The organism is Streptomyces bicolor (assembly GCF_000719285.1).
In the GTDB taxonomy this organism is placed as follows: Bacteria; Actinomycetota; Actinomycetes; order Streptomycetales; family Streptomycetaceae; genus Streptomyces; species Streptomyces bicolor.
On sequence record NZ_JOFS01000032.1, the window covers coordinates 109,322 to 134,594 of the forward strand.

At 71.9% G+C, this 25,273-nt stretch carries 23 protein-coding genes; 13 read left to right on the plus strand and 10 right to left on the minus strand.

The features are described from left to right. Nucleotides 1-40 precede the first annotated feature (40 nt). Nucleotides 41-1,981: a S53 family peptidase gene (locus tag IF78_RS0133700; protein WP_031476597.1), complete on the plus strand. Its 1,941-nt coding sequence runs from the start codon at nucleotides 41-43 to the stop codon at nucleotides 1,979-1,981. A gap of 96 nt (nucleotides 1,982-2,077) precedes the next feature. On the opposite strand, the gene panB is transcribed toward IF78_RS0133700, so the two are convergent. After that, nucleotides 2,078-2,953 (minus strand): 3-methyl-2-oxobutanoate hydroxymethyltransferase, encoded by an 876-nt coding sequence (gene panB, locus IF78_RS0133705; protein ID WP_031476595.1) that lies wholly within the window; start codon nucleotides 2,951-2,953, stop codon nucleotides 2,078-2,080. Nucleotides 2,954-3,104: 151 nt separating this feature from the next. Then, a complete protein-coding gene (locus tag IF78_RS0133710) occupies nucleotides 3,105-3,899 on the minus strand; it encodes a zinc ribbon domain-containing protein (RefSeq protein WP_234439702.1) in 795 nt (264 codons plus the stop codon). 720 nt (nucleotides 3,900-4,619) lie between these two features. On the opposite strand from IF78_RS0133710, the gene IF78_RS0133715 reads away from it, so the two are divergent. The 4 genes from IF78_RS0133715 (at nucleotide 4,620) to IF78_RS0133730 (ending at nucleotide 9,034) form a co-directional block, all read left to right on the plus strand. Continuing rightward, entirely contained in the window at nucleotides 4,620-5,684 is a 1,065-nt protein-coding gene (locus IF78_RS0133715) for an endonuclease/exonuclease/phosphatase family protein (protein WP_031476592.1), read from the plus strand. 94 nt (nucleotides 5,685-5,778) lie between these two features. Then, entirely contained in the window at nucleotides 5,779-6,999 is a 1,221-nt protein-coding gene (locus IF78_RS0133720; protein ID WP_031476590.1) for an MFS transporter, read from the plus strand. A gap of 173 nt (nucleotides 7,000-7,172) precedes the next feature. After that, on the plus strand, nucleotides 7,173-8,198 hold the full coding sequence (locus IF78_RS0133725) for an ATP-binding cassette domain-containing protein (protein WP_031476588.1): 1,026 nt from the start codon (nucleotides 7,173-7,175) through the stop codon (nucleotides 8,196-8,198). After that, nucleotides 8,195-9,034, plus strand: coding sequence for an ABC transporter permease (locus IF78_RS0133730; RefSeq protein WP_031476587.1), 840 nt, complete (start codon nucleotides 8,195-8,197; stop codon nucleotides 9,032-9,034). The genes IF78_RS0133725 and IF78_RS0133730 overlap by 4 nt, the downstream gene beginning before the upstream one ends. Nucleotides 9,035-9,090: 56 nt before the next feature. On the opposite strand, the gene IF78_RS0133735 is transcribed toward IF78_RS0133730, so the two are convergent. Together IF78_RS0133735 and IF78_RS0133740 are read right to left on the minus strand one after the other, a co-directional pair. Beyond that, the gene (locus IF78_RS0133735) at nucleotides 9,091-12,432 is read right to left on the minus strand and encodes an AfsR/SARP family transcriptional regulator (RefSeq protein ID WP_031476586.1); all 3,342 of its coding nucleotides are present in this window, start codon (nucleotides 12,430-12,432) and stop codon (nucleotides 9,091-9,093) included. Between the two features lie 104 nt (nucleotides 12,433-12,536). After that, complete coding sequence (locus tag IF78_RS0133740; RefSeq protein WP_031476584.1) at nucleotides 12,537-13,205, minus strand: DUF6578 domain-containing protein; 669 nt, start codon at nucleotides 13,203-13,205, stop codon at nucleotides 12,537-12,539. A gap of 127 nt (nucleotides 13,206-13,332) precedes the next feature. Here IF78_RS0133740 and IF78_RS0133745 point away from each other — a divergent pair, with 127 nt between their 5' ends. Next, entirely contained in the window at nucleotides 13,333-14,133 is an 801-nt protein-coding gene (locus IF78_RS0133745) for a site-2 protease family protein (protein ID WP_031476582.1), read from the plus strand. Here the strand turns inward: IF78_RS0133745 and IF78_RS0133750 are convergent. From IF78_RS0133750 to IF78_RS0133760, 3 genes are read right to left on the minus strand one after another with little or no spacing between them, the layout of a single operon-like run. Further along, entirely contained in the window at nucleotides 14,123-14,311 is a 189-nt protein-coding gene (locus IF78_RS0133750) for a hypothetical protein (protein WP_031476580.1), read from the minus strand. The genes IF78_RS0133745 and IF78_RS0133750 overlap by 11 nt on opposite strands. Before the next feature lie 54 nt (nucleotides 14,312-14,365). After that, a complete protein-coding gene (gene npdG / locus IF78_RS0133755) occupies nucleotides 14,366-15,091 on the minus strand; it encodes an NADPH-dependent F420 reductase (RefSeq protein ID WP_031476578.1) in 726 nt (241 codons plus the stop codon). Between the two features lie 37 nt (nucleotides 15,092-15,128). Beyond that, a complete protein-coding gene (locus tag IF78_RS0133760; protein ID WP_031476577.1) occupies nucleotides 15,129-16,202 on the minus strand; it encodes a sialidase family protein in 1,074 nt (357 codons plus the stop codon). A 159-nt stretch (nucleotides 16,203-16,361) separates the two neighbouring features. Here IF78_RS0133760 and IF78_RS0133765 point away from each other — a divergent pair, with 159 nt between their 5' ends. Together IF78_RS0133765 and IF78_RS0133770 are read left to right on the plus strand one after the other, a co-directional pair. Then, nucleotides 16,362-16,964 (plus strand): hypothetical protein, encoded by a 603-nt coding sequence (locus IF78_RS0133765; RefSeq protein WP_031476575.1) that lies wholly within the window; start codon nucleotides 16,362-16,364, stop codon nucleotides 16,962-16,964. Between the two features lie 101 nt (nucleotides 16,965-17,065). Next, on the plus strand, nucleotides 17,066-18,409 hold the full coding sequence (locus IF78_RS0133770; protein ID WP_031476573.1) for an MFS transporter: 1,344 nt from the start codon (nucleotides 17,066-17,068) through the stop codon (nucleotides 18,407-18,409). On the opposite strand, the gene IF78_RS0133775 is transcribed toward IF78_RS0133770, so the two are convergent. Beyond that, a complete protein-coding gene (locus IF78_RS0133775; protein ID WP_031476571.1) occupies nucleotides 18,410-18,640 on the minus strand; it encodes a hypothetical protein in 231 nt (76 codons plus the stop codon). It abuts the gene before it with no gap. A gap of 58 nt (nucleotides 18,641-18,698) precedes the next feature. On the opposite strand from IF78_RS0133775, the gene map reads away from it, so the two are divergent. Then, nucleotides 18,699-19,556: a type I methionyl aminopeptidase gene (gene map, locus IF78_RS0133780; RefSeq protein ID WP_031476569.1), complete on the plus strand. Its 858-nt coding sequence runs from the start codon at nucleotides 18,699-18,701 to the stop codon at nucleotides 19,554-19,556. 113 nt (nucleotides 19,557-19,669) lie between these two features. Then, nucleotides 19,670-20,317, plus strand: a complete 648-nt coding sequence (locus IF78_RS0133785; protein ID WP_031476567.1) for a biliverdin-producing heme oxygenase — start codon at nucleotides 19,670-19,672, stop codon at nucleotides 20,315-20,317. A 21-nt stretch (nucleotides 20,318-20,338) separates the two neighbouring features. Here the strand turns inward: IF78_RS0133785 and IF78_RS0133790 are convergent, their stop codons facing one another. Both IF78_RS0133790 and IF78_RS0133795 read right to left on the minus strand, forming a co-directional pair. Continuing rightward, nucleotides 20,339-20,983: a PhzF family phenazine biosynthesis protein gene (locus tag IF78_RS0133790; RefSeq protein WP_031476565.1), complete on the minus strand. Its 645-nt coding sequence runs from the start codon at nucleotides 20,981-20,983 to the stop codon at nucleotides 20,339-20,341. Continuing rightward, on the minus strand, nucleotides 20,976-21,863 hold the full coding sequence (locus IF78_RS0133795) for a hypothetical protein (protein WP_031476564.1): 888 nt from the start codon (nucleotides 21,861-21,863) through the stop codon (nucleotides 20,976-20,978). The genes IF78_RS0133790 and IF78_RS0133795 overlap by 8 nt, the downstream gene beginning before the upstream one ends. 70 nt (nucleotides 21,864-21,933) lie before the next feature. Here IF78_RS0133795 and IF78_RS0133800 point away from each other — a divergent pair, with 70 nt between their 5' ends. The 3 genes from IF78_RS0133800 (at nucleotide 21,934) to efeO (ending at nucleotide 25,271) form a co-directional block, all read left to right on the plus strand. Continuing rightward, nucleotides 21,934-23,025: a FecCD family ABC transporter permease gene (locus tag IF78_RS0133800; protein ID WP_031476562.1), complete on the plus strand. Its 1,092-nt coding sequence runs from the start codon at nucleotides 21,934-21,936 to the stop codon at nucleotides 23,023-23,025. A 139-nt stretch (nucleotides 23,026-23,164) separates the two neighbouring features. Continuing rightward, nucleotides 23,165-23,995 (plus strand): heme ABC transporter ATP-binding protein, encoded by an 831-nt coding sequence (locus IF78_RS0133805; protein WP_031476560.1) that lies wholly within the window; start codon nucleotides 23,165-23,167, stop codon nucleotides 23,993-23,995. 118 nt (nucleotides 23,996-24,113) lie between these two features. Then, nucleotides 24,114-25,271, plus strand: coding sequence for an iron uptake system protein EfeO (gene efeO, locus IF78_RS0133810; protein WP_031476558.1), 1,158 nt, complete (start codon nucleotides 24,114-24,116; stop codon nucleotides 25,269-25,271). The last annotated feature ends 2 nt before the right edge of the window (nucleotides 25,272-25,273 follow it).

A 25,273-nucleotide genomic window follows, 5' to 3' on the forward strand; every position in this document is an offset into this window, starting at 1 on the left:
GTCGGGTGATCCACTCGTCACGAATCGCACAGGGGGTTCCATGAGATCTCGACGTGCCGCGCTGCGCGCCTCCGTGAGCCTGGCGGCGACACTGCCTCTGCTCACCGGCGCGCTGGCACTCGGCATACCCGCGGCGCACGCCGCGGACCGGCAGGGCCGGGACATACTCACCGGCACCAAGCCCGCGTGGGCCACGGCGAAGGCGGACCGGGGGGCGGCCTCGGACAGTGCCCGGGTCTCCGCACGCGTCTACCTCGCGGGCCGGGACGCGGCCGGTCTCGCCGCCTACGCGAAGGCCGTGTCCGACCCGGGCTCGGCGTCGTACGGCAAGTACCTGAGCGCCGGGCAGGCGCAGGCCCGCTTCGGCGCGACGAAGGCCCAAGTGGCCGCCGTCACGGGCTGGTTGACGTCGGCGGGGCTGAAGGTCACGGGCGTGACGCAGCACTACGTCGCCGTCACCGGCGATGTGGCCGCCGCCGAGAAGGCGTTCGGCACCCAGCTGCACAACTACACCAAGGGCGCGCAGACCTACCGGGCGCCCACGACGACCGCCTCCGTGCCGGACGCCGTCAAGGACGCCGTCCTGACCGTCACGGGCCTCGACAACGCGCCCCACCTGGCGAGCCACCAGGACCGGCTCCCGCCGCCGGAGACCGTGTTCCGCAACGCCGGGCCGTTCTCGACGTACCACGGCTCGAACGTGGCGACCACGCTGCCGGACGCCTACGGCACGAAGATCCCGTACGCCGTCAAGGGCTACACCGGCAGGCAGCTGCGCGCCGCGTACGGCGCCGGCAGGCACACCGGCAAGGGCGTGCGGATCGCCGTCACCGACGCGTACGCCTCCCCGACCATCGCGTTCGACGCGGCTACGTACGCGACGCGCAACGGCGACGCGGCCTGGACGAGCGGCCAGTTGCGGCAGGTGCTGCCCGCGAAGTACACGCGGACCAAGGAGTGTTCCGCGGCCGGCTGGTACGGCGAGGAGACCCTCGACGTCGAGGCCGTGCACGCGGTCGCGCCCGGCGCGCAGGTCACCTACGTGGGCGCCGCGTCCTGCCACGACGAGGACCTGCTGGACTCGCTCAGCAAGATCGTCGATCACCATCTGGCCGACCTCGTCTCCAACTCCTGGGGCGAGACCGAGGACGCCCAGACCCCGGACCTCGCGGCCGCCTACGACCAGGTCTTCCAGTTCGGCGCGGTCGAGGGCATCGGCTTCTACTACTCCTCCGGCGACGACGGCGACGAGGTCGCGAGCAGCGGCACCAAGCAGGTGGACATCCCGGCGAGTTCGGCGTGGGTGACGGCGGTCGGCGGTACGTCGCTGGCGGTCGGCAAGGGTGACACGTACCTGTGGGAGACCGGCTGGGGGACCGAGAAGGCGACCCTGTCGGCCGACGGCAAGAGCTGGGACGGCTTCCCCGGCGCGTTCACCTCGGGCGCGGGCGGTGGCACGAGCAGAACGGTCGCCGAGCCGTACTACCAGAAGGCGGTCGTGCCGGACGCGCTGGCCAGGGCGAACAGCGCCGACGGCAACCGCGTCGTCCCGGACATCGCGGCGATCGCCGACCCGAACACCGGGTTCCTGGTGGGCCAGACGCAGACCATGCCGGACGGCACCACGCAGGCGTACGACGAGTACCGCCTCGGCGGCACCTCGCTGGCCGCGCCGGTGATCGCGGCCGTCCAGGCGCTCGCGCAGGAGGCACGCGGCGGGAAACCGCTCGGCTTCGCCAACCCGGCGATCTACGCCAGGTACGGCTCGAAGGCGTACCACGACGTCACCGACGACCCGACGGGGACCGGCCTCGCGGTCGTTCGCGTCGACTTCGTCAACGGCTACGACGCGACCGACGGACTGACCACGTCCGTACGGAGTCTCGGCAAGGACAGCTCGCTGAGCGCCGTGAAGGGCTACGACGATGTGACGGGCGTGGGCACGCCCGCGGACGGTTACGTGGAGTCGTACCGCCGCTGACCGGCACCTTCGGAAAACGGGGCGCCCCGCCGACGGGGGAAGATCGGCGGGGCGCTGTGGTGCCGCAGTGGTTCAGGGGCGGGTGCCCGGAAGGGCTCAGTGGACGGAGTGCTCCTCCAGCGGGAACGTTCCGCCGACCACGTCCTCCGCGAACGCCTTCGCCGCGTTGCCCATGACCTCGCGGAGGTCGGCGTACTGCTTGACGAACTTGGGGACCCGGCCGCCGGTCAGGCCCAGCATGTCCGTCCAGACCAGGACCTGCGCGTCGGTCTCCGGTCCGGCGCCGATGCCGACCGTCGGGATGTGCAGCGTGCGCGTCACCTCGGCCGCCAGCTCCGCCGGCACCAGCTCCAGGACGACCGCGAACGCGCCCGCGTCCTGGACCGACTTGGCGTCCCGCAGGAGCTGCGCGGCCGCCTCCTCGCCGCGGCCCTGGACGCGGTAGCCCATGGCGTTGACGGACTGCGGGGTCAGGCCGATGTGGGCCATCACCGGGATGCCGGACTCGACCAGCAGCCGGATCTGTTCGTGCGACCGCTCGCCGCCCTCCAGCTTGACCGCGCCGACCCCGGCCTCCTTCACCAGCCGGGTCGCCGAGCGCAGCGCCTGCACCGGGCCCTCCTGGTAGGAGCCGAAGGGCAGGTCGCCGACGATCAGGGCGCGGGACGTGCCGCGTACGACGGCCGCGGAGAGCATCGTCATCTCGTCGAGCGTCACCGGCACCGTGGTGTCGTATCCCAGGTGACAGTTGCCCGCCGAGTCACCGACGAGCATGACCGGGATACCGGCCTCGTCGAACACGGACGCGGTCATCGCGTCGTACGCGGTGAGCATGGGCCACTTCTCGCCCCGCTCCTTGGCGAGGGCGATGTCGCGAACGGTGATGCGGCGTGTGCCCTTCCCCCCGTACAGCGCCTTGCTGCCGTCGGAGGGCTTCGCCTGAGGCGTCTGGGCAGCCGAAAGCTGCGTCATTGCAACGGCTCCTTCTGTCATCTCGAGGCGCCCTTACGGCGTCCCCGGACCGTCTCCATGGTGGCACTTCGTGCCAGGGAGGGCCAGGCCCCTCTCTGTGAGTTCCGCCCCGTGCAGATGCGCGGCGCGTGCTGATGCTCAGCGTCTCTGATCAGTTTGGCGATCCCATGCAGGACGAAGTGTCCGGCACGGGTCCCGCCCACCGTGGAGGCGAGGCATGAGCATGCAGGTGGAAGCCCGCGCCTCGCGCCGCGCCTCGTGGCCGGTGCCGGTTGGTGGGTGTGCTGATCGTCGTCACGCCCTGGTGCCGGTGGGCTGCTCGGGGCAGCGGTCTCCGGCCCGTTGGTGCGTGTCCCTCCGGACGCCGGCCCGCCGGTCCCGAGGGTCCGGTGGGGGAGGGTGCCCTGCGTCGCCTGGGCGCTGGGCGTGTGGGAGGGCGCCGGGTCGGTCCGTTCTTGGTCCGGTCCTTCCGGCGGGTCTGTACAGTGGCCCGGTTGACCACGGCGATGGCTTCGAGTTCGTCGACCACCGAGCGGATGGCCATGGCCCCGGTGGTGCGGTCGGTGACGGTCTTGGTCTGATGGGCCAGGCCACGTGCGGCGATACGCTGCCAGGCTCCGGTGTCGCGATCGCCCTGCCAGCTGCAGCCGGGGCTGGGGCACAGGGCCCACTTCCAGCCGGGTGTGGTGGGGCGGTCGGGGGCCTTGCGGTGGCGCAGAGGGGCGAGGCAGCGGGGGCAGTGCCGGGAGGTGCCACGCGCGGGGACGGTGACGACGGCGATGCCCACCTCGGCGGCCAGGTGCCGCATCCGTTCCACGATCCGCCCGCGTACCTGCTGGGAGAGGCGCGTGTTGAGGGTGCGGCCCATGCCGCGGGCCTCCATCGACCGGAGGTCCTCGACGTAGATCACGCTCGCGTCGACGCTGAGGGCCTGGTCGACTGCCACGGGGCGGGACTCCAGCCCAGACGCCGCAGCGCCATCCACGCATTCGACGGCAGTTTCCGCCCTTGGGTATCGACACCGGAGGCCAGCGTGTCCACGTCGGCGGCCTTCCCGTGCCCGGCCAGGAGCTCACTGGTCATGCCGGAGACCAGAGCGGCTGCCCAGCCCACCCGCTGAGCCAGCACCGAGGCGGTGAGGACATCCCCGGTTCTCTCATCAGCCGCGGTGCGAAGCAGGACACGGGCCCAAGCGGCGCGGGAAGTCTCCCCCTCGCTCAGCGCCAGCTTCCAGCCCGTAGTGCTGTCATCCGATCAACGACACCCCCGCGAAGAGGTCACGCATTCGATCCACGTACCTGTATGCGACATGGTGCCCGGTACCGGACCTGCGGCACGACGGCTGGCGATTCTCAGGAGGGAAAATACGAATGCGAACGGGAGTTGGCGGCCGCTGAGCAGAACGCGCGCGTGTGCCGGAACAGATCGTCGACGCCGTGCTCGAGGGTCTACGGCCCGTCAGTTCGCGCACGCCGTAGATCGCATGTGCGCGTTTCGTCACAGAGCGCGCTTTCCCCCGCCGCATCCGGAACTCCTGACGGCGACTTGTACGTCCTCGCCCCCGTACGGCCGTCATGAGTACGGCAGGAACGGAGCCGATCATCCCCTAGGGTTTCTCTGGGCGCGGGGGGACGACGGTGTGCACGGCAGGTAGTGAGGCGACGGTATGGCGCAGCAGGCGTACGTGACGGAGACGGACAACGGAGGCTCGGGGCCCGAGCGCCGGGAATCCGGGCTTCGGCGCCTGACGAACCGCCTGAAGGAGAGCCGCCTGTTCGCGGGCTGGCGCGGCGACCGGCGCATCTGGCGGCGCGGCATCGTGCTGGCCGCCTGCGCCGTGCTCCTCGCCCTGGTGATGGCGCTGCACGCGCAGATCCCGAACGCGGTCGGCAACCTCGGCAGCCTCACCGAGACGTTCCTGCCCTGGCTGGGCCTGCTCGTCCCGGTGCTGCTCCTGCTGGCCCTGGTACGGAAGTCCGCGACCGCGCTCATCGCCGTGCTGCTCCCGGCGATCGTGTGGCTGAACCTCTTCGGCGGCCTCCTCGTCGACCGGACCGGCGCCGGCGGCGACCTCACGGTGGCCACGCACAACGTCAACGCGGACAACGCCGATCCGTCCGGCACCGCCCGGGACGTGGCCGCGTCCGGCGCGGACGTGGTGGCCCTGGAGGAGCTGACGGCCACGGCGGTCCCGACGTACGAGAAGGCGCTGGCCGCCACGTACGAGTACCACTCGGTGCAGGGCACCGTCGGCCTGTGGAGCAAGTACCCGCTGAGCGGCGTCAAGCCCGTCGACATCAAGCTGGGCTGGACGCGCGCCATGCGGGCCGTGGTGGCCACGCCGTCCGGGCAGGTCGCGGTGTACGTCGCCCATCTGCCGTCGGTGCGGGTGAAGATCGAGGCCGGGTTCACCGCCCGGCAGCGCGACAAGAGCGCCGACGCGCTGGGCGAGGCCATCGCCGACGAGCCGCTGGAGCGGGTGGTCCTGCTCGGCGATCTGAACGGCACGATGAACGACCGTTCGCTCCGGGCCGTCACCGCCCAGATGCGCTCCACGCAGGGCGCCTCGGGCAGCGGGTTCGGGTTCAGCTGGCCGGCGTCGTTCCCGATGGCGCGGATCGACCAGATCATGGTGAAGGGCGTGGAGCCGGAGAGCTCGTGGACGCTGCCGGAGACGGGGAGCGACCACCTTCCCGTGGCCGCTCGTGTGAAGGTCGACACGTCCTCGTAACCGGAGGAATACTGGGGTCGGGCGCGTTTGTTCCGGAGCTGAACATAAGCTTGGTACGGAACTCCGCTCCCCCTCGAAAGGCACGGCTCTCTTCATGCCCCTGGCCCTGCTCGCCCTGGCCGTCGGCGCCTTCGGCATAGGTACGACCGAGTTCGTGATGATGGGCCTGCTGCCCGAAGTCGCGAACGACCTGGACATCTCCATCCCCTCCGCCGGGCATCTGGTCTCGGCGTATGCGCTGGGTGTCGTCATCGGCGCCCCGCTGCTGGCCGCTGTGACGGCGCGCATGCCCCGCCGTACGGTCCTGATCGGCCTGATGGCGCTGTTCGTGGTGGGCAACGCGGCGTCGGCCTTCGCGCCGGACAACTCCTGGCTGCTCGTGGCCCGCTTCGTGAGCGGTCTGCCGCACGGTGCCTTCTTCGGCGTCGGCGCGGTGGTGGCCACGAGCCTGGTCGCGCCCGAGCGCAAGGCGCGCTCGGTGTCCCTGATGTTCCTCGGACTGACCGTCGCCAACATCGCGGGCGTGCCGGTCGCCACGCTCGTCGGGCAGAACCTGGGCTGGCGGGCGACCTTCCTGGGCGTCAGCGCGATCGGCCTGGCCGCGATCGCCTCGCTCGCGCTGCTGATCCCGCGCGACCGGGTGCCGGCGCCGTCCGCCGGGCTGCGGGGCGAGCTGGCCGCGCTGAAGTCCCTGCCGGTGTGGCTGGCGCTCGGCACGACGGTCGCGGGCTTCGGCGCACTCTTCGCGGCGTACAGCTACGTCACGCCGATGCTGACCGACTCCGCCGGATACGCCGACGCCAGCGTGACGCTGCTGCTCGCGCTGTTCGGAGTGGGCGCGACCGTCGGCAACCTGCTGGGCGGGCGGCTGGCGGACCACGCGATGCGCAGGACGCTGTTCGGCGGCCTGCTCTCGCTGGCCGCGGTCCTGGCCCTGTTCCCGCTCATGATGTCCACGGCGTGGAGCGCCGCCCTGGCGGTGGCCCTGCTCGGCATGGCGGCCTTCGTGACCGGCTCCCCCCTCAACCTGATGGTCATGGAGAAGGCCTCGTCGGCCCCGTCCCTGGCCTCCTCGGCCAACCAGGCCGCCTTCAACCTCGCCAACGCGGGCGGCGCCTGGATCGGCGGCCTGGCCCTCGCCGCCGGCTTCGGCGTGACGTCACCGGCGCTGGCGGGCGCGGCGCTGGCCGTGCTCGGGCTGGGGGTCGCCGGTGCCGCGTGGGCGGTGGACCGGCGCCGGGTCGCTCCGCGGGCCGGGCGGGAGCGCGTGGTCGCGGGGCATGTTCCGCAGCAGGCGGAGATGGTTGAGCGCTGAGCCCTGAACGCTCCCGACGAGGAGGGGCGGCCGGTGATGGTCACCGGCCGCCCCTTCGTCGTATCCCGTCCGCGGGACTTCGTCGTGCCCCGCCCTCGGGGCTGTCGGTGTCCTGTAGGTCCTGTCGGTGATCTGTCGGTCGTTTGTCGGTGGCCCCTGACACCGTCGTGGGCATGACGCGAATCGACAAGAACCCCGACGGCGTGAGCAGCGCCGTGTCCGTGCGGGGGTTGGTCAAGCACTACGGCGAGACCAAGGCTCTGGACGGTGTTGACCTCACGGTGCGCGAGGGCACCGTCATGGGCGTGCTCGGCCCGAACGGCGCCGGGAAGACCACCCTGGTGCGGATCCTGTCCACGCTGCTGGCCCCGACCGCCGGCCAGGCCACCGTCGCCGGGTACGACGTCCTGCGGCAGCCTCGGCAGCTGCGCCGGGTGATCGGGCTGACCGGGCAGTACGCCTCGGTCGACGAGAAGCTCCCCGGGTGGGAGAACCTCTACCTCATCGGGCGGCTGCTCGACCTGCCCCGCAAGGAGGCACGCACGCGTGCCGACGAACTGCTGGAGCGGTTCTCGCTGACCGAGGCCGCCAAGCGGCCCGCCGGCACCTACTCCGGCGGTATGCGGCGGCGGCTCGACCTCGCCGCGTCCATGATCGGGCGGCCCTCGGTGCTGTTCCTCGACGAGCCGACCACGGGGCTCGACCCGCGCACCCGCAACGAGGTGTGGGACGAGGTCAAGGCCATGGTCGGCGGCGGGGTGACGGTGCTGCTGACCACCCAGTACATGGAGGAGGCAGAGCAGCTCGCCTCCGAGCTGACGGTCGTCGACCGGGGCAAGGTCATCGCGGGCGGCGGGATCGAGGAGCTCAAGGCCAAGGTCGGCGGGCGGACCCTGCGTGTCCGGCCGACCGATCCCCTGCAGTTGCGGCCGCTCGCCGGCTACCTGGACGAGCTCGGCATCACCGGGCTCGCCACCACCACCGTGGACAGCGAGAGCGGCACCCTGCTCGTCCCGGTCCTCAGCGACGAGCAGCTCACCGCGATCGTCGGCGCCATCACCGCGCGCGGCGTCACCCTCGCCTCCATCACCACCGAACTGCCCAGCCTGGACGAGGTGTTCCTGTCCCTCACCGGCCACCGCGCCAGTGCCCCCCAGGACGCCGTGCCCGCCGACGACCGCCAGGAGGTCGCCGTATGAGCGCCGCAACGACCACAGCGACGACCACGACAAACCCGAACGCCACCGACGTCCGCATCCCGCTGCGGTCGCATCTGCGGCACACCGGTGCGCTGGTGCGCCGCAACCTGCTGTGGATCCGGCAGGACCCGGAGTCGATGTTCGACGCCATCCTGATGCCGATCGTCTTCACGCTGCTGTTCGTGTACGTCTTCGGCGGATCCATCGGGCAGGCGCTCGGCGGCGGCCAGGAGCAGTACGTGCAGTACGTCGTGCCCGGGATGATGGCCATGATGGGCATGAGCATGGCCATGTCGGTGGGGACCGGGTTCAACCAGGACTTCAACACCGGCGTCATGGACCGCTTCCGGTCGCTGCCGATCGGGCGGGGCTCGGTGCTCTTCGCCAAGATCGCGGTGGAGCTGCTGCGGATGATGATCGCGACCACGATCATGCTGATCGTCGGCGTCCTGGTCGGCTTCGACATCACCGACTGGGGCGGGCTGCTCGCGGCGGTGGCGCTGGCCGCGCTGTTCGGCTCGGCGCTCATGTGGGTGTTCCTCACCCTCGGCGTGGTGCTGAAGAACGCGCAGTCCGTGCAGGGACTGGGCTTCCTGGTGCTGATGCCGCTCCAGTTCGGCTCGTCGATCTTCGCGCCGACCGACTCGATGCCGGGCTGGCTGCAGTCCTTCACCGACGTCAACCCGCTGTCCTCGCTCGCGGACGCCGCGCGCGGGCTGATGGTGGGCGGCAACGGCCCGATCGCGCAGGACGTGTGGGTGACCGTCGCCTGGTCGCTGGGGCTCACGGCGGTCATGGCGCCGATCGCGATCCACAAGTTCCGCACGAAGAGCTGACGGACGGCCGGCTGACACGGCCGACGGACATCCGATACGAAGCGCCGGTGCACGCGTCACACCAGGGCGGCGGCCTCCCGGAAGGGCAGGCCGCCGCCCTCCGCGTACGCCGCCTCGTACGCCGAGTCGCCGAGCACCGCGCGCGTGTGCCGCACCGCCCGCTCGTACACATGGCGCTCATGGGACGTCGCGACATGCCGGGGCGGCAGCAGCGCGTCCGCGGCGCCGAGACAGCGGGCGGCGTCCAGGGCCCGGCCGCCGCCGTCGACACGGGCGAGGGAGTAGGCGGCCATGGTCAGATAGCCCGAGCGCATCTGCGGGGCGATGGCCTCGGACAGCGGGTCCTCGGCGCGTTCCAGCGCGCCCCTGATCCGCTCCAGGGACTCCGGGTAGCGCCCGTCGGCCGCGTCCAGCCAGGCCTCCGAGCCGAGGATGAAGGCGTCGAAGACGATGAAGTGGGCGATCTTGAACTGCTCGCGCAGCAGCCGCAGTTGCTCACGCGCCTCCGGGATCCGGCCGGTCAGGCCGAGTCGGCCGGCCAGGATCAGCCGGGCGAAGGGCATCGACTGGTCGTTCGGGCCGCTCGCCTGGTCGAGGACCTCGCGCAGCAGACGCTCCCCCCGCTCGGCCTCGCCCGCCTCGATGAGGACGCTGCCGAGCCGGGCGCTGAGCACACCCGTGTGGCCGCGGGCGCCGAGGTGCTCGGCGCGTTCGAGCGCCGCCTCGTAGTCCGCGGCGGCCACGCGGTACTCGCCCCTGCGCTCATGTGCCTCGGCGCGAGCGGCGAGTGCCTCCGCGGTGCCCCATCGGTCGCCGAGGCGGCGGTAGATCGCCAGCGACTCGTCGGCGTCGCGGGTGGCGTCACCCGCCCACTCGGTGCGGTTGGCGAGCAGATTGGCCCGCATCTGCAGATTGGCGGCGAGGTCCCACTCGTATCCGGGCACGCCCCGGCAGGTGTCGACGGCGGCGTCGATGATCGTCCGCACCCGTGCCATGTCCCCGGTGAGCAGGACGGCGTAGAACCACAGGGAGCCGGGGAAACGGCACCCCTGGGGCAGTCCGGGCCGGTACGTCTCGCCGACGGCGCGCAGTTTCCGCTGCCCCTCGGGCGACTGCCAGCGCTCCAACTCCGTGTCCATACAGGCGAGATGGACCAGATGGACGCTGCGCCGGGCCTCGGCGAGGACCTCGCCGGTCCAGGGCGGCGGAGTGGCGATGCAGCGCTCCCACACCGGGGCGGCGGGCCGAACGGGCTCGCCGAAGGGGTCGGGGCCGAGGTCCTGGACCTCCCGGGACCAGTTGCGGGCGACGATGCGCTGGTCGCGCATCAGCCAGTACCAGGCCATCGAGAGCACCAGGCACATCGCCTCCTGCTCGTCGCGCACGGCCACGGCGTGGTGCAGGGCGGCGCGGATGTTCTCGCTCTCGCGCTCGAACCGGCGGATGACGGCGAGCTGCCCGGCGCCGCGCAGCGAAGGCTCGCTGGTGCGGGCGAGTTCGCGGTAGTACGTCAGATGCGCGCGCTCGGTCTGCGCCCGCCGGCCGGCCTCGTCGAGCCGTTCGGCGGCGTACTCGGCGACGGTCTCCAGGAGCCGGTAGCGCATCTCCCCGTCGCCCGAAGGGGCCGCCACCACCAGGGACTTGTCGACGAGCGAGCCGAGCGCCTCCAGCGCGACGGGTCCGCACACGGCCTCGGCGGCGGCGAGATCACAGCCGCCGGCGAAGACGGACAGCCCGCACAGCACGTCCCGCTCGTCCTCGTCCAGCAGATCCCAGGACCAGTCGACGACCGCGCGGAGGGTCTGCTGGCGGGGCAGGACGGTACGGCTGCCCGAGGTGAGCAGCCGGAAGCGGTTGTCGAGCCGGTCGGCGATCTGACGTGGCGTCAGCATGCGGAGCCGGGCGGCCGCGAGCTCGATGGCGAGGGGAAGGCCGTCGAGGCGCCGGCAGATCTCGGCGCACGCCGCGGCGGTCTCCTCGTCGGCGTCGATCCGGAACCCCGGCCTGGCCGCGGAGCCCCGGTCGGCGAGCAGCCGCAGCGCGACCGGCTCGGGGAGGGGGTCGACGGGCCGCAGCAACTCCCCCGGTACGCCGAGAGGTTCACGACTCGTGGCGAGCACGGTCAGCTGCGGGCAGCGCTCCAGCAGCTCCTCCACGAGGCGGGCGGCGGCCTCGACGACATGCTCGCAATTGTCGAGGATCAGCAGCATGCGGCGCTTGCCGCAGTGCTCGGCGAGCCGCTCGAGGGGGTCGTCGTGCCGGTCGGTGCCGGCCCGCATGGCCTCGGCACCGGCGCCGTACAGCACGGTCTCCCGTGCGCCGACGGCGGTGAGCACGGCCTCCGGTACGGCCTGCGGGTCGTCGACCGGCGCGAGCTCGGCCAGCCACACCCCGTCCGGCGCGGCATCCCGCACCTTCTCGGCGGCCTCCTGCGACAGCCGGGTCTTACCGGCGCCGCCGGGGCCCAGCAGGGTGACCAGGCGGGCGGTGGTCAGATCGCCGCGGATGGCGTCGATGTCCGCTTCCCGGCCGACGAAGGAGGTGAGGCGGGCTCGGAGGTTGCCGGCACGGCCCCCTCCCCCGACCTGCTCGGCACCCTTCGCCCCACCAGCCTCGACCCAACCCGACCCCCTGCCGAACGCCCCCGCGCTCTCGGACTCCGGGCCCTCCTCCGGCTGAAGCAACTCCCCGTGCAGCGCCCGCAGTTCCGGCCCGGGGTCGGCGCCCAGCCGGTCCGCCAGCAGTCGTCGTACGTCCTCGTAGGCGGCCAGTGCCTCTGCCGTGCGGTCCGCGTCGCGCAGGGCGCGCAGGCGCAGGGCCTGCAGGGACTCGTCCAGGGGGTGGGTGTCGCACAGGGCGGTCAGCTCGGGCAGGGACTGCTCGGCGTGGCCCAGGGCGAGGGCGGCGGTGTGGCGGGCCCGCAGGGCGTCGAGGCGCCGGGTCTCCTGGCGGGCCGCCTCGGCGGTGCGGTCGGGGAGGTCGGCGAGGGCGGGGCCGTGCCACAGGCCGAGGGCGTCGTCGAGGGCGACGGCGGCCTTGGCGGGGTCGCCGTCGGCCAACGCGCGCATGCCCTCACCGGCGAGGCGCTCGAAGCGGTGCAGGTCGATGTCGTCGGGCGCCGCGGCGAGGCGGTAGCCGCCCTCGGCCGACACCACCGCGTCCGCGCCCAGCACCCGCCGCAGCCGGCCGACGAGGGCCTGCAGCGCGCCCGTCGCGTCGGCCGGCGGATCGCCGTCCCACACCTCGTCGACCAGCAGACTCGCGGGCACGGTACGCCTGCCCCGCAACGCCAGCACGGTCAGCAGGGCACGCAACCGTGCCCCGCCCACCGGAACGGGGGTGCCGTCGGGGCGAAGGGCCTGGGTGGTGCCGAGGATGCGATAGCGCACGGGGTCCATTGTCTCTGGTGGGTTCGGGGGCGGTCACAGGGTTGGGGGGCGCGGCGTGTGCGGAGGTACGGGGGCAGGGTGTCCGGAGGCGGCGTATCCGGAGTACGGCGCCCTCACCCCGGTTCCGGGACCGTGCTCAGGGTCGCCAGCAGCTCCGCCAGGGCGGCCGGTGCGAGGCCCGTCACCTCTCTGCCGGGTGCCGTGTGCGGGATGCCCCGGGCCTCGCGCACGGCGTGCGACAGCCAGGAGTCGGTGCCGGGTACCTCCAGGGTCACGATCACGCCCGCGTCGGCGTCCGCGAACCACTTCGGGCACTCCCACACCGACCGCAGCGACCGGTCCCCGGCATCCGGCTCCCGCGTGAGCGAACCCGGCGCCACCTCCCCGAACCCCTGCCTCAGCACCTGGATCGCCCGGACCCAGCCACGGGTCTCGGGCAGGTCGGGATCTCCGTGGAACTCGGCCGTGAGCAGCCCGACGAGACGCAGCACGTCCCCGGGCCGCACGTCGCCCAGCTCCTCCTGCGCCAGGACGCCGACCGGATGCTCGTGCAGGGCGACCACGAGTCCGTTCTCGTCCCGTAGGACCCGCACCCCGCCCTCGTCCCCCGGCATGTCCTCCACCGGGCCGACGACCTTGGTGAGCTGGTCGTGCCAGCCGCCGCCGAGCAGGCCGTCGGAGGAGCTGAACAGCAGCGGCCAGCTGACCTCGTCCCCCACCTTGAAGGGCGTACCGCAACACCCCATCTGCCAGTCCGCGTAGAACACATGCCAAAGCCCCATGCCCCCACCCTCCCCGGAACCACCGCCCCACCGCGAGACGTTTTCCCCGTACGCCCGGTACGGTCGGGCAGTCCCCACGCGGTCCCGCACATGGACGAGACGCGTGTACAAGAGTCCAGGGAGCCCCATGACCACCGCCCTCACCCGCCGCAGCGAACGGCGGATCAGCCCCGTCTTCGTCGGGATCCTGGCCGTCACCGCGGTGACCGGCTGGGCCACCTGGACAGGGTTCGCCGAGCAGCCCGGGCTGGCCGTGTTCCTGTTCGTGACGGCCGCCTGGATCGTGTCCCTGTGTCTGCACGAGTACGCACACGCGCGTACGGCCCTGCACAGCGGCGACATCTCGGTCGGGTCGAAGGGCTATCTCACCCTCAACCCGCTGAAGTACACGCACGCGCTGCTCAGCATCGTGCTGCCGGTCGTCTTCGTCATCATGGGCGGCATCGGACTTCCCGGCGGTGCCGTCTTCATCGAGCGCGGGCGGATCCGGGGCCGCTGGCGGCACAGCCTGATCTCGGCGGCGGGACCCTTGACCAACGTCCTGTTCGCCGTCGTGTGCACCGCCCCGTTCTGGCTGGACGCCCTCGACGGCGTCCCCCGGGACTTCCGCTTCGCGCTCGCCTTCCTCGCCCTGCTCCAGGTCACGGCCGCGATCCTGAACTTCCTGCCGGTCCCGGGTCTGGACGGCTACGGCGTCATCGAGCCCTGGCTGTCCCAGAAGGTCAGGCGCCAGGTGGAGCCGTTCGCCCCGTTCGGCCTGCTGTTCGTGTTCGCGCTGCTGTGGCTGCCGGCGATCAACGGCGTGTTCTTCGACATGGTCGACGCGGTCCTGCGCGGCCTGGGAATCGGCGACGTCGACACGTACTGCGGCTACGACCTGTTCCGCTTCTGGCGGGAGGCCAATCCCTACTGCTCGGTCAGCCCGTGACGGACCCGCTGCGCCGATCGGCCTTGCCGCGCCTCAGGTAGTACCAGGTCATGTTGGACGACAGCCCCGCCAGCAGCACCCAGACGATCCCCAGAAGGCTGCCCTGCACGAAGGACACGACCGCCGCGGCCACGGAGAGGAGACAGACGATCAGGGCATAGATGGCGAGGCGGGGCATTTCGGTCGGCTCCTTCGGGGGACACTGCTACGGCGACCAGTGTCCCCCATCCCCTCATACGTCGGTGACGCGGAGCCCGGCGTGTGCCTTGTACCGCCGGTTCACCGAGATCAGGTTCGCGACCAGCGACTCCACCTGGTGGGCGTTGCGCAGCCGCCCCGCGAAGATGCCGCGCATGCCGGGGATGCGGCCGGCCAGCGCCTGGACGATCTCGACGTCGGCGCGGACCTCGCCGAGCACCATGACGTCCGTGTCGATCTCCTCGATCTCCGGGTCCTGGAGCAGCACGGCCGACAGGTGATGGAAGGCCGCCGTCACCCGCGACTCAGGCAGCAGGGCGGCGGCCTGCTCGGCGGCGCTGCCCTCCTCCGGCTTCAGCGCGTAGGCGCCCTTCTTGTCGAAGCCGAGCGGGTTGACGCAGTCGACGACCAGCTTGCCGGCCAGCTCCTCGCGCAGGGACTCCAGCGTCTTGCCGTGCCCCTCCCACGGCACGGCGACGATCACGATGTCGCTGCGTCGCGCGCACTCGGCGTTGTCGGCACCCTCGACACCGTGCCCGAACTCCTCGGCGGCGGCCTCGGCACGCTCGGCCGCCCGCGAGCCGATGATCACCTTCTGGCCGGCCCGGGCGAGCCGGTAGGCGAGGCCCTTGCCCTGCGGCCCGGTCCCACCGAGCACGCCGACGACGAGCCCGGATACGTCGGGAAGGTCCCAGGGGTCCTTGGCCGGGGCCTTCGCGGGGGCGTCGGTGGGCTGCTGTGCACTGTCGGTAGAGGTCATGGGCCGACTTTACGTCCGGCCCGCCCGCCCCGATGGATCAGGTGAGCTGCGTCACGGGCACCCGCCGGAAGGCGATGCTCTCGTACGGGCCGAAGTCGCCGGTCTCGTAGAGGAGTCCGACCGTGTCGGCGTCGATCCGTGCGAGATCCGAGTACGCGGCGGGCAGTCCGTTCACCGTGTGCGCGGACCGCCAGGTGAGGCCGCCGTCGGTGGAGGCGCGGATGGTCATCAGGGCGCGGGCGGCGGGGTCGGCGGGGCCGGAGAAGAGCAGGAGGTCGGGGTCGCGCAGCTGGAGGACACTGGCCTGGCAGATGGGGGCGACCAGGCCGGCCTGCGGACGGAAGGGCTTCACCAGCGTCGCGCCGCCGTCCTCGGAGTACGCGTCGGCGCGGTTGCCGGGGGACGTCGAGTCGTTGCGCGTGTTGAAGTAGACGCGGCCGTCGGGGAGTTCGGCGGCGGTGGTCTCGTTGACGTTGACGTAGCCGTCGGTGTTCTCGTCGACGTAGCCGATGCGCCAGGTGGCACCCCGGTCGTCGCTGAGCAGGCAGTGGCCGCTGTTGTACCGGGCCTCCGTGCCGATGTCGTCGCCGGTGGGCGGGATCGTGTGGTTGGCGGGGACGACGACCCGGCCGCTGCTGAGCTGGATCGCGTGGCCGGGCGTGGTGGCGTACCAGCGCCATCCCGGCCGCTTCACCTGCGCGGTGATCTCCTGCGAGCTCGACCAGGTGACGCCGTCGTCGTCGCTGTGGCGCACCCAGATCCGGCGGCCGTCGGCGTCGCTCACCTCGCCGCGCAGGATGCCGGCCTCGGTCGCGCCTGCGTGGTTGCGGATGTAGACGAGCAGGATGCGCCCGGTGTCGAGGACGACGGGGGCCGGGTTGCCGGCGAGGTGCCAGTTGTTGTCGGCGACCACCGCGAGGGGGCCCCAGGTGCGGCCGCCGTCCGTCGACCGCTTCAGCACGATGTCGATGTGCCCGTGGTCGGCGGCGGAGTCGACCCGGCCCTCGCAGAAGGCGAGGACGGTTCCGGCGGAGCTGGTGACGACGGCGGGGATGCGGAAGCTCGCGTAGCCCTCGTGACGGGCGCGGAAGGGGACGCTGGTCTCTGTCATGGAGGGCTCCTCGGATGGCCGGTCGCCGCGGCTCGGTCGCCGGTGGCCGCCGGCGAGGCACGGACGGTTGTGCGGGGTGACGGATCGGTTTGCCCAAGTCGGGCGAATTCGTGGTGAACTCCGGGTCACGAGTGGTCGATTGCGGCAGGATGCGGTCGCATGGATGCCGTACGGGTCGCGTTGCTGCGCGAAGTACTCGCCGGGACCGAGTGGTTGGGGGCCACACGGCGGTTCGCGGGGGCGCTGCGGGCGTCGGCGGTGGGGCACGGCGGCGGGCTGCTGCTGGTCGGCACGCCGGAGTACGAGCCGTGGCATCTGGCGGCCCATCTGGTGGACGAGGCCGCGTGGTCGGGGACGCCGGAGCTGGCCCCGACCCTCGTACGGCATGCCGCGCGCGCCTCGGACCCGGCGCATCTGGCGGTGGGCCTCGGGCGGTTGGCGGCGGCACGGCGCGGGGAGACGCTGCTGGTGGTGTCGCCGGAAGGGCCCGGGGAGCCTCTTCTGGAAGGGGTGCACGACGCCCGGCGGGCCGGGGCGACGGTGCTGGCGCTCGGCGCCGACGAGGGGGACCTGACGGCGATGGCGCACGAGACGCTCGCCGTGTCCGAGGACTCGGAGCTGGACCTGGACACGGTGCAGCACCTGGTGAGCGCGGCCGCCGGCGAGAACGCGCTGCCTTCCCCGAGAGGCCGCCGACGGTTCCGCGACCGCCTGTCCCGGCTGGCGGAGTCGTTGACCGCACCGCCGCCCGCTCCCTGGTGACCTCGCCCGCCCACTGACCCGACTGCCGGTCCCCGGCCCGGCCGGCCCCGCCCCGCAAAACCGTTTGCCTCCCGCGCCTCCCCGCCCGAACATGACCCCTCGTGACGGACGACGGCCCCACCGACCCCACCCCCGCTCCTCCCTCCCGGCTCCGCGCCGTACTCCCCGACCTCGCCCCCTGGCACGCCTCCGCCGACTTCCGGAAGCTGTGGCTGGCCGGGCTGATCTCCTCCTTCGGCAGTTTTCTGACGTTCGTCGCGCTGCCCGTGCAGATCAAGGAGCTCACCGGGTCCGCGGCGGCGGTCGGCGCGATCGGTGCCGTGGAGCTGGTGCCGTTGGTGGTGTTCGGGCTGTACGGCGGCGCGCTCGCCGACGCGCTCGACAAGCGGAAGCTGATCCTGTGGACGGAGGCCGGGCAGGCCCTGCTGAGCGCGGTGCTGCTGGTCAACGCGCTGCTGCCGAGCCCCGCGGTCTGGCCGCTGTACGCCGTCGCCGCCCTGTCCTCCGCGCTCGTCTCGGTCCAGCGCCCTGCCCTGGACGCCCTGTGGCCCCGGATCGTGGCGCACGAACACCTCCCGGCCGCCGGCTCGCTGAACGCGCTGCGCTGGCAGGTCGGCGGCGTCGCGGGCCCGGCGCTGGCCGGGGTGGTAGTCGCGTACGCGGGGCTCGGCTGGGCGTACGGCACGGACCTGCTGACCTTCGTCGCCTCCGTCCTGCTCACGCTCGGCATCGCCCCCTCCCCCGCCTCCCACGCGGCCGCGAAGCCGTCCCTCAAGGCCATCGCTGAGGGCGCCCGGTACGCCTGGAGCCGCAAGGAGCTCCTCGGCACGTACGTCATCGACATCGCGGCGATGCTCTTCGCGATGCCGCTCGCCGTACTGCCGTTCCTCGCGGACGAGTTGAACGCCCCCTGGTCGCTCGGGCTGATGTACGCGGCCGTCCCCGCGGGGGCGATGCTGGTGAGCCTGACCAGCGGCTGGACGTCCCGGGTGCACCGGCACGGACGGGTCGTGGTGCTGTCGGCGGCGCTGTGGGGCGTGGCGATCGCGGCCGCCGGTGTCACCCGTGACGTCTGGCTGGTGCTGCTGTTCCTCACCCTGGGCGGCGCAGCCGACATGGTCAGCGGCATCTTCCGCGGGGTGATGTGGAACCAGACGATCCCGGACGAGCTGCGCGGCCGGCTCGCCGGGATCGAGCTGCTGTCGTACTCGGTCGGCCCGCAGCTCGGCCAGACCTATGTGGGCGGCATCGCCGCCTGGAAGGGCGTCAGGACGTCGGTCTGGTCGGGCGGGCTGCTGTGTGTGGGCGCGGTGGGGCTGCTGGCGCTGTGTCTGCCGAAGCTGATGGCGTACGACGCGCGCACGAACGAGCACGCGGTACGGCTGCGGGAGCAGCGGGCGGCGGCAGCGGCGGCCGCACCGGCGCCGACGCCCGCGGAGAGCTGATCAGGCGTCGTCCGCCGGCCCCGTGGGGGCGTCGTGCCACCGCGGGTCGTTCTCCCACTCCAGGTTGCGCTCGCGCGCCAGGTCCATCGCATGCTGGGCCTCTTCCCTGCTGGCGTAGGGCCCGAAGCGGTCCTTGGCCGGGCACTCCGGCCCTTCCTCGACCTTCTTGTGGACGAGGCAGTAGTACCACTCGCCCGGCTTCCCGACCGTACGCTTCTTGAACAAGGCCATGACCGGCTCCTCTCGCCACCGTCATGTTCCCCCATGCCCGCTGGTTAGACTCGCTTGCATGTCTGGCCAGTCGCTGCTCGTTCCGGGGGAGCTGTCCCCCACCCGTCCCGTGCCCGGAAACATCCGCCGCCCCGAGTACGTCGGCAAGCCCGCGCCGACGCCGTACACCGGTCCGGAGGTGCAGACCCCGGAGACCGTGGAGGCGATGCGGATCGCCGGCAGAATCGCGGCGCGGGCGATGGCCGAGGCGGCGAAGCTGATCGCCCCCGGGGTCACCACCGACGAACTGGACAAGGTGGCGCACGACTACATGTGCGACCACGGCGCCTACCCGTCCACGCTCGGCTACCGCGGCTTCCCCAAGTCCCTGTGCACGAGCGTCAACGAGGTGATCTGCCACGGCATCCCGGACTCCACGGTGCTGCGCGACGGCGACATCGTCAACCTCGACGTGACGGCGTACATCGGCGGGGTGCACGGCGACAACAACGCGACGTACCTGGTGGGCGACGTCGACGAGGAGAGCCGCCTGCTGGTGGAGCGCACCCGCGAGTCCCTCAACCGCGCGATCAAGGCGGTCAAGCCGGGCCGCCAGATCAACGTGATCGGCCGGGTGATCGAGTCGTACGCGAAGCGCTTCGGCTACGGCGTGGTCCGCGACTTCACCGGCCACGGAATCAACTCCTCGTTCCACTCGGGCCTGATCATCCCGCACTACGACAGCCCGCACGCGACGACGGTGATCCAGCCCGGCATGACCTTCACCATCGAGCCGATGCTGACCCTCGGGACCCACGAGTACGACATGTGGGACGACGGCTGGACGGTCGTCACGAAGGACCGCAGGCGGACGGCCCAGTTCGAGCACACGCTGGTGGTGACGGAGACGGGGGCGGAGATCCTGACGCTGCCCTGATCGCCGACCTTCGAGCCCGCCCTGCCAGGGCGGGCTTTGTCTTGTACGCTTTTACCGACAGGGCGTCGGCAAACCTATTGACTTAGGTAAGCCTTACCTCAGAGGATATGCCCATGGAGCCCTTCTCGACACTCATCCGCACCGCGTCCCATGAACAGCACGTGGAGGCCGAGACCTCGACGTTCATGAGCGACCTGCTCGGCGGACGGCTCGGCGTCGACGCGTACGCGCGGTACACCGAGCAGCTGTGGTTCGTGTACGCCGCGCTGGAGGCCGGGGCCGAGCGGCTGGCGTCGGACCCGGTGACGGGGCCCTTCATCCGGCCGGAGTTGTTCCGGCTGCCGGCGCTGGAGCGGGACCTGGCGCATCTGCGGGGTCCGGGCTGGCGGGCAGGACTGTCGGCGCTCCCGGCGACGCGGACGTACGCGGACCGGGTGCGCGAGTGCGCCGAGCGCTGGCCGGGCGGTTACGTCGCCCACCACTACACCCGCTACCTCGGCGACCTCTCCGGCGGCCAGATCATCCGCGACAAGGCGGAGAAGACGTGGGGCTTCGCCAAGAAGGGCGACGGGGTCCGGTTCTACGTCTTCGAGCAGATCCCCAACCCGGCGGCGTTCAAGCGGAGTTACCGCGAGCTGCTGGACGCGGTGCACGCCGACGATCTGGAGAGGCAGCGGATCGTGACGGAGTGCAAGAAGGCGTTCGCCTTGAACACCGGGGTCTTCCGGGCGTTGGGCGAGGAGTTCCCGCTGAGCGCCTGAGGCTGCGGCTGCGGCTGCGGCTCAGCGTTCCAGGACGACCCGGCCGCCGAGTTCGACCCAGTCCCCGGGCTGCGGCGCGGTGAGCAGCTGCGAACCCGCGCCCTGGGTGATGTTGAGTGCCCGGCCGAGCCGATGGGTGAGCTGGATGGCCGCCGCGCCGGTCGCCTCGTCCTCCTCGATGCCGTCGCCACGGCCGGGAAAGCCGCGGGCCCGGACCCGTCCGGCGGCCTCGTCCTCCCAGGCCCAGGCGTAGATCCACTCCCCCGGCGGGGGCACGGTGAGGTCGTCGACCTCGGCGGCGGTCGCGTACTGCCTCAGCGTGCGCGGTGGAGCCCACTCCGCCCGCGCCTCGATCCAGCTGAACTCCCCGTCCAGCCGCGCGCCCACCACACCGGCGGGTGTGACCAGCTCGGGCACGTCGAGCAGCCAGGCGGTACCGACACAGGGGTGACCGGCGAAGGGAAGCCTCAGCGTCGGCGTGTAGATGTCGACGACCCCGCGCTCGGGGTCGTCCACGAACACGGTCTCACTGAAGCCGAGCTTCGCCGCCAACGCCTGCCGGTCGCTCCGCTCGGGGATCACCGAGCCGTCACGGACGACGCCGAGTTCGTTGCCGTATCCGCCTTTGGGGCCGCAGAAGACGCGGAGGACGTCGTAGTCAGTCACGGGGGAATTGAAACATCGCACGGACGGCGAGGTCGTCCCAGGCGGCGGCTCCGCCGGGGAGCGGCAGGCAGCCCGTGGGCAGTACGCCGTAAGGCAGCGAGGCGATCGCATCGGCGTACGCCTGTTCCATCCTGGCCCGCTGGCGCTCCGCGTCCGGATCACCGGCGCGTGCCGCAAGCCGTCGCAAGCGCTCCTCGTGTCCCTCGGTCACCTCTTCGGCCGCCTTCCGCCAGGCCTCCTCGTCGGGCACCTGGCTCAGTTCCACGCACTCCGGCGTCCGCTCCTCCGCCAGCGCCGCCACCGCGCGGTCGTGGCCGTCGAGGATCACCCAGCCGTCGAGGAAGGTCACCCACCACAGCAGTACGGGCGCGAGAGTGCCCTCGCGGGCGTGCTTGCGGTACGCCTTCACCCGCCCGGCGTCCGGTGGCGAGAGCGGCCTCAAGGGCAGCACTCCGTGCCAGCCGCCCCCGCAGGACAACTCCAGTCGGCCGCCCGGCCAGTCCCGCACGAAGTCCTCGGTCCAGATACCCGGCGGAAAGCCGGTACGGGCCGCCAGCTCCCAGCGTCCGTCGCGCAACGGGGTCCCGTCGGCGTCCTCCAGCCAACGCGCGTATCGATGCAGCCAGTTGATCTCTGATCGCATGGTCGACGAGCGCAGCGCCGGAAGCGGCGAGCGGAAGCCGTCCAGGCGGTGCAGATACAGCTCCGGGCAGCAGCCCTCGCCCACCGACCGCCCCAGCAACAGCGGCCGCTCCCCCTGTCGCAGCAGCAGCCGCCCCTGCTCCGCCGTCTCGAAGCGCAACGCCGGCGGACCGGGCCGACCGGACACCGCCAGAACGAGTCCGTCTCCTGGCAGAAACTCCCTGGCCGCCCTCTTCACGGCGACCAGTGTGCCGCATCAACGGCCGCACCCAGGAAGGGAATAATGAAGGTAAGGCTAACCTAAGCCCATGACCGTACTGGAGCAGCCCGCGCCCGAGGCCACCTCGGACGCCACCCCACCATCCAGACGCCGCCCCACGACCAGCCGGCTCCTGACCACCGGCCTGGCCGTCGCCCTCCTCGTCCTCGTCCCGGTCGCCGCGGGCATCGGCGCCTACCCGGTCCCCGTCGGCGACGTCCTCGCCTCCATCCAGCACCGCCTCGGCCTCGGCGGCACCGAACTCGACCGCGTCGCCGAGTCGGTGCTCTGGAACGTCCGTTTCCCGCGCATCGTCCTCGCGCTGCTCATCGGCGCCTCCCTCGGCTGCGCCGGCGCGCTGATGCAGGGCGTGTTCGGCAACCCGCTCGCCGAGCCCGGCGTGATCGGCGTCTCGTCGGGCGCGGCGGTCGGCGCGGTCGGCGCCATCGCGCTCGGCGTCAACTTCCTCGGCACATGGACGGTTTCCGTCTTCGCGTTCGTCTCCGGGCTCGCCACGGTGCTGCTCGTGTACGCGATGTCGCGCTCCGGCGGCCGTACCGAAGTGGTGACCCTGATCCTCACAGGTATCGCCGTGAACGCCTTCTGCGGGGCGGTGATCGGGCTGTTCCTGTTCTTCGCGGACACCGCGGCCATCCAGCAGATCACCTTCTGGCAGCTCGGCTCGCTCTCCCAGGCGACCTGGCCGAAGGTACTGGCCGTCCTGCCGTGCGCGGCGCTCGGACTCGCCGTCGCCCCGCTGTACGCCCGCCGGCTGGACCTGCTGGCCCTCGGCGAACGGCCCGCGAGGCATCTGGGCGTCGACGTGGAGCGGCTGCGGATCGTCCTCGTCCTGGTCATCGCGCTGCTGACGGCCGCCGCGGTGAGCGTGTCCGGGATCATCAGCTTCGTCGGCCTCGTCGTGCCGCATCTGCTGCGGATGGCGGCGGGTCCGGGGCACCGGTTCCTGGTGCCGGCCAGCGCGCTCCTCGGTGCGCTGGTTCTTCTCGCGGCGGATCTGGCGTCCCGCACGATCGCGGCGCCCGCGGAGTTGCCGCTCGGGGTGTTGACGGCGCTGCTCGGGAGTCCGTTCTTCTTCTGGTTGCTGCGGCGGACTCGGCGGCGGCAAGGGGGGTGGGCCTAGGGGTTGTGTTCGACTGCGGGTGCGTGGGGGCTGGTCGCGCCCGCGCGGCGGAGCCGCAAATCGATACAGTCCCGCGCCCCTAAAGGGCGTTGGTCCCGCCCTCGGTAACCACTCGCCCTTCGTCAAAGGAACCCCTTCGATGAGACTCCTCCGCCCACATCCCGCACCTCCGCCCGCCGCCAACCCCGGCGACACCCTCGCCGAGGCCCAGGACCTCCACGTCCACCTCGGCCCCCGCCCCGTCCTGCACGGCGTCTCCGTCCCCGTCCGGGCCGGTGAAGTGCTCGCGCTCGTCGGGCCCAACGGCGCCGGAAAGTCCACCCTGTTGAGTGCGCTGGCCGCCGACCTCCCGGCCGCCGAGGGTGTGGTACGGATCCATGGCCGCCCGGCGACCGACTGGTCCGCGGGCGAACTCGCCCTGCGCCGCGCGGTCCTGCCGCAGTCGGCGACGCTCTCCTTCCCCTTCCCGGTGGAGGACGTCGTACGGATGGGTCGCGCACCCCACGCCTCCTCTCCCGCCGAGGACGACCTCGCCGTCGCCGAGGCGATGGCCGCCACCGAGGTCACCGACTTCGCCGTACGGCCGTTCTCCGCGCTCAGTGGCGGTGAGCGGGCCCGCGTCGCGCTCGCCCGTGTACTCGCCCAACGCGCCCCTCTGCTGCTGCTCGACGAACCGACCGCGGCCCTGGACCTCCGGCACCAGGAGCTGGTGCTGCGACTGTGCCGGGAGCGGGCGCGGGCCGGGGACGCGGTGGTGGTCGTACTGCACGATCTGGGGCTCGCGGCGGCCTACGCGCACCGGGTGGCGATCCTGCGCGCCGGACGGGTCGCGGCCGACGGGCCACCGGCCGAGGTGTTCACCGAGCGGCTGCTGTCGGAGGTCTACGACCAGCCCGTGGAGGTGCTTCCGCACCCGCGGACCGGGGACCTGCTGGTGGCCCCTCGACGCAACCTTTTGACGTTCCTTTGACCCCTCTATGGACTCGCTTTTGGTCACTTAGGTAATCCTTATCTGCATTAGGCGAGCCTCACCTTCCTTCATTGTGAGGCCCGTCACGCACACTTTCCGGCCACCTCCTGGAGCCTTCATGCGCACCGTCAGACGCCCCGTGACCACCGCCATCGCTGCCGTGGCGGCCCTGACCGCCGTCACGGCGTGCACGGAGAAGGGCAGTTCGGCGGGCGGTGACCGGGTCGTCAACGTGACCGCGACGGACGACAAGTGCGAGGTGTCGAAGAAGGAGTTCCCGGCCGGGCACGTCGAACTCGCCATCGAGAACAAGGGATCCAAGGTCACCGAGGTCTACATCCTCTTCCCGGACGACCGCATCGTCACCGAGCGCGAGAACATAGGCCCCGGCACCAAGCAGACCGTCACCGCCGAGGTGAAGGCGGGCGACTACACGATCGCCTGCAAGCCCGGCATGAAGGGCGACGGCATCCGGCAGACCGTCAAGGCCACCGGGGACGGCGCCGTCGCCAAGCGCGATCCGCGGCTGGACAAGGCCGTCGCCGCCTACCGCGAGTACGCGCAGACGCAGGCCGACGAGACCCTGCCGCTGGCCGAGACGTTCGCCAAGGCCGTCAAGGACGGCGACATCGAGGCCGCGAAGAAGGCCTACGCCCCCTCCCGCATCGGCTGGGAGCGCACCGAGCCGGTCGCCGAGTCCTTCGGCGACATCGACCCGAAGGTCGACGTCCGCGAGGACGGCCTGGAGGCCGGCCAGGACCCGGCCACCGACTGGACCGGCTGGCACCGCCTGGAGAAGGCCCTCTGGCAGGACAAGAAGATCGGCGACCGCGAGAAGGAGCTCGCCGATCTGCTCATCAAGGACCTGAAGGACTGGCAGAACCGGGTCGGCAAGGCCGAGATCACCCCGACCTCCATGGCCAACGGCGCCAAGGAACTCCTCGACGAGGTCGCCACCGGCAAGGTCACCGGCGAGGAGGAGCGCTACTCGCACACCGACCTCGTCGACTTCAAGGCCAACGTCGAGGGCGCGCAGAAGGCGTACGAGCTGCTGAAGCCGGTCGCCCAGGAGAACGACCCGGCGCTGGTCACCGAACTCGACAAGCAGTTCGGCGCGCTGAACGGGCTGCTCGACAAGTACCGCGCGGACAAGTCGTCGTACGACTTCACCTCGTACGACAAGGTCGGCGAGGCCGACCGCAAGGAGCTGTCGGACGGCGTCAACGCCCTCGCGGAGCCGCTGTCCAAGCTCGCCGCCGCCGTCGTCGTGAAGTGAGG